At 73.0% G+C, this 7,564-nt stretch carries 5 protein-coding genes; 2 read left to right on the forward strand and 3 right to left on the reverse strand.

The genetic code is table 11. From position 1 onward, the window contains the following. The first annotated feature begins 91 nt into the window (after window positions 1-91). Window positions 92-1,459, forward strand: a complete 1,368-nt coding sequence (locus CCN42_RS04920; protein ID WP_143661848.1) for a hypothetical protein — start codon at window positions 92-94, stop codon at window positions 1,457-1,459. 120 nt (window positions 1,460-1,579) lie between these two features. After that, window positions 1,580-2,608 carry an aspartate-semialdehyde dehydrogenase gene (locus tag CCN42_RS04925; RefSeq protein WP_086733238.1) on the forward strand — a complete coding sequence of 343 codons (1,029 nt, stop codon included), beginning with the start codon at window positions 1,580-1,582 and terminating at the stop codon, window positions 2,606-2,608. A gap of 30 nt (window positions 2,609-2,638) precedes the next feature. Here the strand turns inward: CCN42_RS04925 and CCN42_RS04930 are convergent, their stop codons facing one another. The 3 genes from CCN42_RS04930 to pepN form a co-directional block, all read right to left on the reverse strand. Then, window positions 2,639-3,859: an MFS transporter gene (locus CCN42_RS04930; protein ID WP_086733239.1), complete on the reverse strand. Its 1,221-nt coding sequence runs from the start codon at window positions 3,857-3,859 to the stop codon at window positions 2,639-2,641. 79 nt (window positions 3,860-3,938) lie between these two features. Continuing rightward, window positions 3,939-4,574 carry an NADPH-dependent F420 reductase gene (locus CCN42_RS04935; RefSeq protein WP_086733240.1) on the reverse strand — a complete coding sequence of 212 codons (636 nt, stop codon included), beginning with the start codon at window positions 4,572-4,574 and terminating at the stop codon, window positions 3,939-3,941. A 184-nt stretch (window positions 4,575-4,758) separates the two neighbouring features. Then, a complete protein-coding gene (gene pepN / locus CCN42_RS04940; RefSeq protein WP_086733241.1) occupies window positions 4,759-7,338 on the reverse strand; it encodes an aminopeptidase N in 2,580 nt (859 codons plus the stop codon). Window positions 7,339-7,564 lie beyond the last annotated feature (226 nt).

The raw sequence follows: 7,564 nt of genomic DNA on the forward strand, positions 1-7,564 counted from the left end.
GCCCGACCCAGCCGGCCCAGCCGGCCCAGCCGGCTCATCGGTCACATCGAGCCCGTCCGGCCGGTCCGGCTCGTCCTGGTCCCCGCCGTACGTGCGCAGCGGGACGGGGGCGGCGACGCTCACCGTCGACCCCCCGTTCCCGCCGGGGGCCGGGCCGGTGATCGTGGAGGCGCGGGTCCGGGGCACGGACCGGCTCACCGTCCGGCTCCCCGGCCGTGCGGACGATGTCTTCGACGGCGTGCTGCCCGGCCGCCGGGGTCGCGCGCTGGTCCAGCCGCCACGCAAGGGCGGCCCGCTGCGGCTGGACGTGCGCCACAACGGTGACTGGACGATCTCGGTCCTGCCGCTGTCCGCGGCCCGCCCGTTCGGCACCGGGACGGTCCGCGGGCAAGGCCCCGACGTCCTCGCCTACACGGGCGCCGCGGCCGACCTGCGGATCCGCGTGGCGGGCCGCCACCAGGGCCGGTTCCGGCTGAGCTGCCACCGGGGCGACACCCCGGACGGCCTCCGGCGGCCCGAGCTGCTGCACAGCGGCTCCGGCCGGATCGGGACAGCCGTCCGGATCGGCGACGGGCCGCTCCTCCTCGTCGTCGACACGTGCCACACCGACTGGGAGCTCACCGCCCTCCCGCTGTCCGCGGGCGCCCCCTCGGCGGACCGGAAGAGCGGCGTCCACGAGGGCCGGGGCCAGAAGACGGTCACACTCGTCAATCCCCAGCCGGGGCGCCCGGCGCTGGTCCGGTACGAGTTCCGGGGTGCCGAGCCCGCCTACGGCCTGGAGGTCAGGACGGTCGGCCGGCACGGCGACGAGAGCGGCTGGCTGAGCGGCTACGCCCACGGCACCCGCGGCGTGAGCCTGGCCTTCGCCTCGGGCGCGGCCGAGAGCACCGTGCGGGTCAGGCACTCCGGCGAGTGGACACTGCGGCTGCTGCCCGAGGAGGAGGCACCAGTGCTCACCGGCCCGGTCGAGGGCAAGGGCAGCACGGTCCTGCGCTACCAGGGGCCGCCCGCGCTCATGCGCCTTCGTCGGGCCTCGCCCGCGGCAGGCGGGCGGCTGGCGGCCTGGGCCTGGAACCACCCGTCCGGCGAGCCGGCGATCATCGCCGACGTCGGCGACCGTCCCGCCCTCGGCCCGTTGTGGGTCCATCCGGGCGGCTCCGCCTTCGTGGCCGTCGCCGCCTCCGAGTACACGCGCTGGCGGCTGGCGCCGGCCTCGTTCGACGAGGTGCCCGTGCTCGGCGGACGCGCCCAGGGCACCGGATATGGAGTCGTACGTCACATCGGGCCCGACACCACCGTGTCGTACGGCTCGAACTGCGGCGACCCGCGTCTGTGCCAGCTGGACGAAAATCTGTTCCCGTGGCGGGAAGTCACCGCAACTTCCGGCCCGTACGTCGTCTCGGAAGGGATCCTCCACGTCCGGGCGCTCGGCGACTGGACCCTTGAGGCGCACCGCTGACCAGGCGTGATCGTCCATGCCCCGGGCAAAGGATTGGACACACCCGCCCCGGTCCCCCGCATGATGGAAGGGTCCCGGCGCGCCCGGGCACGCACGCACACGCCACTCAGAGGAGTCCCCGTGAAGGTAGGAATCGTCGGAGCCACCGGCCAGGTCGGCACGGTCATGCGCAGGATCCTCGCCGAGCGGGACTTCCCGGTCGACGAGCTGCGTCTGTTCGCCTCGGCCCGTTCGGCGGGGACGGTCCTCGACGGGATCACGGTGGAGGACGCCTCCACGGCCGACTACACCGGCCTGGACATCGTGCTGTTCTCCGCGGGCGGCGCCACCTCGAAGGCGCTGGCCGAGAAGGTCGCCGCCCAGGGCGCGGTCGTGATCGACAACTCCTCCGCCTGGCGCCGCGACCCCGAGGTCCCGCTGGTGGTGTCCGAGGTGAACCCGCACGCGGTCGCCAACCGCCCGAAGGGCATCATCGCCAACCCGAACTGCACCACGATGGCCGCGATGCCCGTGCTGAAGCCGCTGCACGCGGAGGCCGGCCTGGAGGCCCTGGTCGTCGCCACCTACCAGGCGGTGTCCGGCTCCGGTCTCGCGGGTGTCGACGAGCTGTTCGAGCAGGTCCAGAAGGTCGGCGCGGACGCCCCGAAGCTCACCCACGACGGCTCGGCGGTGGAGTACCCGGCGCCGAACAAGTACGTCGCGCCGATCGCGTACAACGTGCTGCCGCTGGCCGGTTCCATCGTCGACGACGGTCTGAACGAGACCGACGAGGAGCAGAAGCTCCGCAACGAGTCCCGCAAGATCCTGGAGATCCCCGGGCTGAAGGTCTCCGGCACCTGTGTGCGCGTCCCCGTCTTCTCCGGCCACTCCCTCCAGGTCAACGCCCGCTTCGCCCGCCCGATCAGCGTGGAGCGCGCCAAGGAGCTGCTCGCCGGGGCCCCGGGTGTCGCCCTCACCGAGGTGCCGACCCCGCTCCAGGCGGCCGGCCAGGACCCGTCGTACGTCGGCCGGATCCGCAACGACGAGACGGTGGAGAACGGTCTCGCGTTCTTCGTCTCCAACGACAACCTCCGCAAGGGCGCGGCCCTGAACGCCGTGCAGATCGCGGAGCTGGTGGCGGCGGAGCTGACCACCAAGGCGCAGCAGTAGGACACGGGCCGTACGCCCGCCCAGGGGCGGTCACCGGGAGCCGGTGGCCGCCCCTTCGCCGCTCTCGGTGGCGGGGACCGGGCGCCGCAGCAGGTAGACGCCCGCGGTCGACACCAGGACGGCCATGCAGGCGATGAACACCAGCCCGGCGCCCTCCAGCCCCATCGGCCCCGACAGCAGGCCCACCCCGATCACCGGCACCGAGATGCCGGTGTAGGCCACCACGAACAGCGCCGAGATCACGGCCGCGCGCCGGTCCGCGGCGGACGCCTGAGCCACCGCGGCCACCGCCCCGCGGAACGACAGTCCCTGCCCGATGCCGCCGACGATCGCGCTCAGCACCACCAGCGGCAGCAGCTCCCAGTGCAGCGCGCCCGCCAGCAGCGCCAGCCCGGCGAGCAGCGCGGCGCAGCCCAGGGGCAGCGACCGGCCCACGCCGACCCGGCCGACGGCCAGCTGCCCCGCGGTCGAGGAGAAGAACGCCAGGGCGACGACGAACCCGCTCAGCGCGCGGTCGTGCACGTCCAGGGACTGGGCGAGGAACGACGGGCTGACCGAGGTGAACACGCCGAACAGGGCGAATCCCACGAAGGACGCGGCCGCCGCCGGGCCGAACACCGCCCGCACCCGGGGCGGCAGCCCGGGCCGCTGCGGCCGTACGGCACTCAGCGGGCGCCGCTCCCGCACGGTCTCCGGGAGCCGCAGCAGGACGGCGACCGAGCAGGCCACCAGGGCGAGATGCACGATGAACGGCAGGTGGAGCGGCCTGGCGGCGTACTGCGCGAGCACCCCGGCGAGCAGCGGCCCGCAGCCCAGCCCGCCCATGTTGGCGGCGGTCGCCACGAACGTCGCCCGGGAGGTGCCGCCGCGCGGGGCCAGTTCCATCACGTACGCGGTGGCGGCCCCGGTGAACAGTCCGGCGGACAGGCCCGACAGCAGCCGTCCCGCGTACAGCCAGCCCAGCGCGGTGGCGCACAGGAAGCAGACGGCGCTCGCCGCGGCGAAGCCGAGGCCGCACAGCAGCACCGGCCGCCGGCCCACCACGTCGGAGGCGTTGCCGGCCAGCAGCAGCACCCCGATGACGCCGACGGCGTAGACGGCGTAGACGATGGTGACCGTGAGTTCGGAGAAGTCGAACTTCTCCTGGTAGAGGCCGTAGAGGGGAGTCGGCAGGGTGGTGCCGGCCATGCAGACGGCGAACACCGCCCCGCTGAGCAGGCACCGGCGCCAGCCTCGACGATCTTCGTCCATGCCGCCGACGGTAACCGCGCCCGCCCGTCGCCCACGGCCCGGCGCGCCGCCTCGGCTCCGGTCGGGCGGGTCAGGCGGGTCAGGCGGGCCGGGCGGCCTCCTCCACCACTCGTATGCCGAAGCCGTACGACCCGAGCGCCTGCGCTATCCCGATGAACAGCAGGCTGTAGTGCTCCTGTCCGCGGGCCGTGCTGATGCCGCCGAGGTCGAGCAGGGAGTCCGCCGGCCAGCCCAGGTCCCGCAGGAGTCCGGAGACCGTCCGCTTGGCCTCCGCGTCCTCCCCGGACAGAAACAGCGTGGAGGGGCCCTGGACCGAGTCCGGGTCGATCATCAGCTTGCGGTCGACGGTGCAGAGCGTCTTGACGACCCGGGTGGCGGGGAACGTCCGCTGGATCTCCTCGCCGAGGCTCTCCCCGGGGTGGGAGAGCGAGCCGTCCGCGGTGAAGCCGACGGCCACGTCGAGCAGGACCTTGCCGGCCAGCGCGTCCGCCCCCACGGACGTCAGCAGCTCCACGGACGCCGTGCCGGGCGTCGCGTTGACGACGACCGGCGCGTCGGCGACGGCCGAGGCGAGGCCGGCCACCGGCAGGCCCTCGGCACGTGGCCGGGCCTCCTCCGGCTGCCGCGAACCGAGGACGACGTCGTGGCCGGCGCGCAGCCAGCCCTGGGCGAGATGGCGGCCCACCGTGCCCGTTCCGAGAATGGCGATCTTCATGCCCCGACGGTAGGGCGGCGGGGGGTGCCGCCGCGTCCCTCCGCGGAGGGGTTCGCCGTACCCCATGGGTCCTAGGTCGTGTCCGCAAAGTCACGTCGCGGCCTAGACCCGAAGAAGGGCACCCGGCGGGGACCGGGTGCCCTTCTCGGCGTACGGGAACGTGCGGGACGCTCCCGTGGGGGACCTACTCGGCCGCCGTCGCCGCGTCCGCCGCCTGCGCCTTCAGCGCCCGCTCGACGCCCGAACGGGACTCCGAGACCAGTCGGCGCAGCGCCGCGTTCGGCTCGGCGGAGGCGAGCCAGGCGTCCGTCTTGTCCAGCGTCTCCTGGGAGACCTGGACGGACGGGTACAGGCCGACGGCGATCTGCTGGGCCATCTCGTGAGAGCGGGACTCCCACACGCCCTTGACCGCCTCGAAGAACCGGTCGGTGTACGGCGCCAGCAGTTCGCGCTGGTCGGTCTGGACGAATCCGCCGATCACCGCCTCCTGCACGGCGTTCGGCAGCTTGTCGGACTCCACGACCGACGCCCAGGCCTCCGCCTTCGCCTCCGGCGTCGGGCGGGCGGCGCGGGCGGTCGCCGCGTGGCGCTCGCCGGCGGCCGTCCTGTCGCGCTCGTACTCGGCGGTGATCTCCGCCTCGTCGTAGCGGCCCACCGCGGCCAGCCGCTGGACGAACGCCCAGCGCAGCTCGGTGTCCACGGCCAGGCCCTCGATGGTCTGCGCGCCGTCGAGCAGCGCCTCCAGCAGGTCCAGCTGCTCCGGGGTGCGGGCGGTCGCGGCGAACGCGCGGGCCCACGCCAGCTGGTGGTCGCTGCCCGGCGCGGCGGACCGCAGGTGGGCCAGGGTGGCGTCGGTCCAGCGGGTGAGCAGCGTCTCGCGGGCGGCCGGGGCGGCGTACAGGTCGATCGCCAGCTTGACCTGGCGGTGCAGCGACTGCACCACGCCGATGTCGGACTCCTTGCCGATGCCGGACAGGACCAGGGACAGGTAGTCGCGGGTCGCCAGCTCGGCGTCGCGGGTCATGTCCCAGGCGGACGCCCAGCACAGGGCGCGCGGCAGGGAGGCCTCGAAGTCGCCCAGGTGCTCGGTGACCGCCTTCAGGGAGGCCTCGTCGAGGCGGACCTTCGCGTAGGACAGGTCGTCGTCGTTGAGCAGGACGACGGCCGGGCGGCGCTTGCCGGCCAGCTGCGGTACGGCCGTCCGCTCGCCGTCGACGTCCAGCTCGACACGCTCGGTGCGCACCAGCTTGCCGGAGGTCTCGTCGAGGTCGTACAGGCCGACCGCGATGCGGTGCGGGCGCAGCACGGGCTCGCCCTGGGCGCCGGCGGGCAGGGCGGGGGCCTCCTGGCGGATCGCGAAGGAGGTGACGGTCCCGTCGGCGTCCGTCTCGATCTCCGGGCGCAGGATGTTGATGCCGGCCGTCTCCAGCCACGCCTTCGACCAGGCCTTCAGGTCACGCCCGGAGGTCTCCTCCAGGGCGCCCAGCAGGTCGCTCAGGCGGGTGTTGCCGAAGGCGTGGCGCTTGAAGTACGCCTGCACGCCGCGGAAGAACTCGTCCTCGCCGACGTACGCCACGAGCTGCTTGAGCACGCTGGCGCCCTTGGCGTAGGTGATGCCGTCGAAGTTGACGAGCACGTCGTCCAGGTCGCGGATGTCCGCCATGATCGGGTGCGTGGACGGCAGCTGGTCCTGCCGGTACGCCCACGTCTTCATGGAGTTGGCGAACGTGGTCCACGAGTGCGGCCAGCGGGAGCCGGGCGCGGCGGCCTGGCAGGCGATGGACGTGTAGGTGGCGAACGACTCGTTCAGCCACAGGTCGTTCCACCACTCCATGGTGACCAGGTCGCCGAACCACATGTGGGCCAGCTCGTGCAGGATGGTCTCCGCGCGGACCTCGTACGCCGCGTCGGTCACCTTGGACCGGAAGACGTACTGGTCGCGGATGGTGACCGCGCCCGCGTTCTCCATGGCGCCCGCGTTGAACTCCGGGACGAACAGCTGGTCGTACTTCTCGAACGGGTACGCGTAGTCGAACTTCTCCTGGAACCAGTCGAAGCCCTGCCGGGTCACCTCGAAGATGGCGTCCGCGTCCAGGAACTCGGCGAGCGAGGGACGGCAGTAGATGCCGAGCGGGACGCTCTGCCCGTCCTTCTCGTACACGCTGTGGACGCTGTGGTACGGCCCGACGATGAGCGCCGTGACGTACGTCGAGATGCGCGGGGTCGGCGCGAACTCCCAGACGTTGTCCTTCGGTTCGGGCGTCGGCGAGTTCGAGATCACCGTCCAGCCCTCCGGCGCGCGCACGGTGAACTGGAACGTCGCCTTCAGGTCCGGCTGCTCGAACGAGGCGAACACCCGGCGGGCGTCCGGGACCTCGAACTGGGTGTACAGGTACGCCTGGTCGTCGACCGGGTCGACGAACCGGTGCAGGCCCTCACCGGTGTTGGTGTACGCGCAGTCGGCGACCACGCGCAGGATGTTGCGGCCCTCCAGCAGACCGGGCAGGGCGATCCGGGAGTCCTGGAAGACCTCCGCGGGGTCCAGGGGGTCCCCGTTGAGCGTCACCTCGTGGACGGCCGGCGCCACCAGGTCGATGAACGAATCCGCCCCGTCCTCGGCGACGTCGAAGCGCACCGTGGTCACGGACCGGTAGGTACCGCCCTCCTGCGCGCCGGAGAGGTCGAGATCGATCTCGTACGAGTCAACGGTGAGCAGCTTCGCCCGCTGCTGCGCCTCTTCGCGAGTCAGGTTTGTGCCAGGCACGCGGTCATCTCCTCGAATGTGTGGGTTGCGCCATCCTTCCACGGGACCTCCACCGAACGCGATGTCCGGATACCGCCGGTCAGCGGGCCGCCCGCGCGTGACGCTGGAGCCATGACGACGTACACCGCACACCCCGTCCCGCCGGAGGCCCTGAAGGAGCTGCGCTCGGCTGACGACGCGGGACGCGCGATGGTTCCCGTGACCGACGAGGAGGGCGGCGCGCCGC

The organism is Streptomyces glaucescens (assembly GCF_002154375.1).
GTDB lineage: Bacteria > Actinomycetota > Actinomycetes > Streptomycetales > Streptomycetaceae > Streptomyces > Streptomyces glaucescens.

What these genes read in the sequence shown, in the direction of transcription:
- CCN42_RS04930 (WP_086733239.1), bottom strand. Translation starts at nt 3,859, where the DNA reads ATGGACGAAGATCGTCGAGGCTGGCGCCGGTGCCTGCTCAGCGGGGCG.
- CCN42_RS04935 (WP_086733240.1), bottom strand. Translation starts at nt 4,574, where the DNA reads ATGAAGATCGCCATTCTCGGAACGGGCACGGTGGGCCGCCATCTCGCC.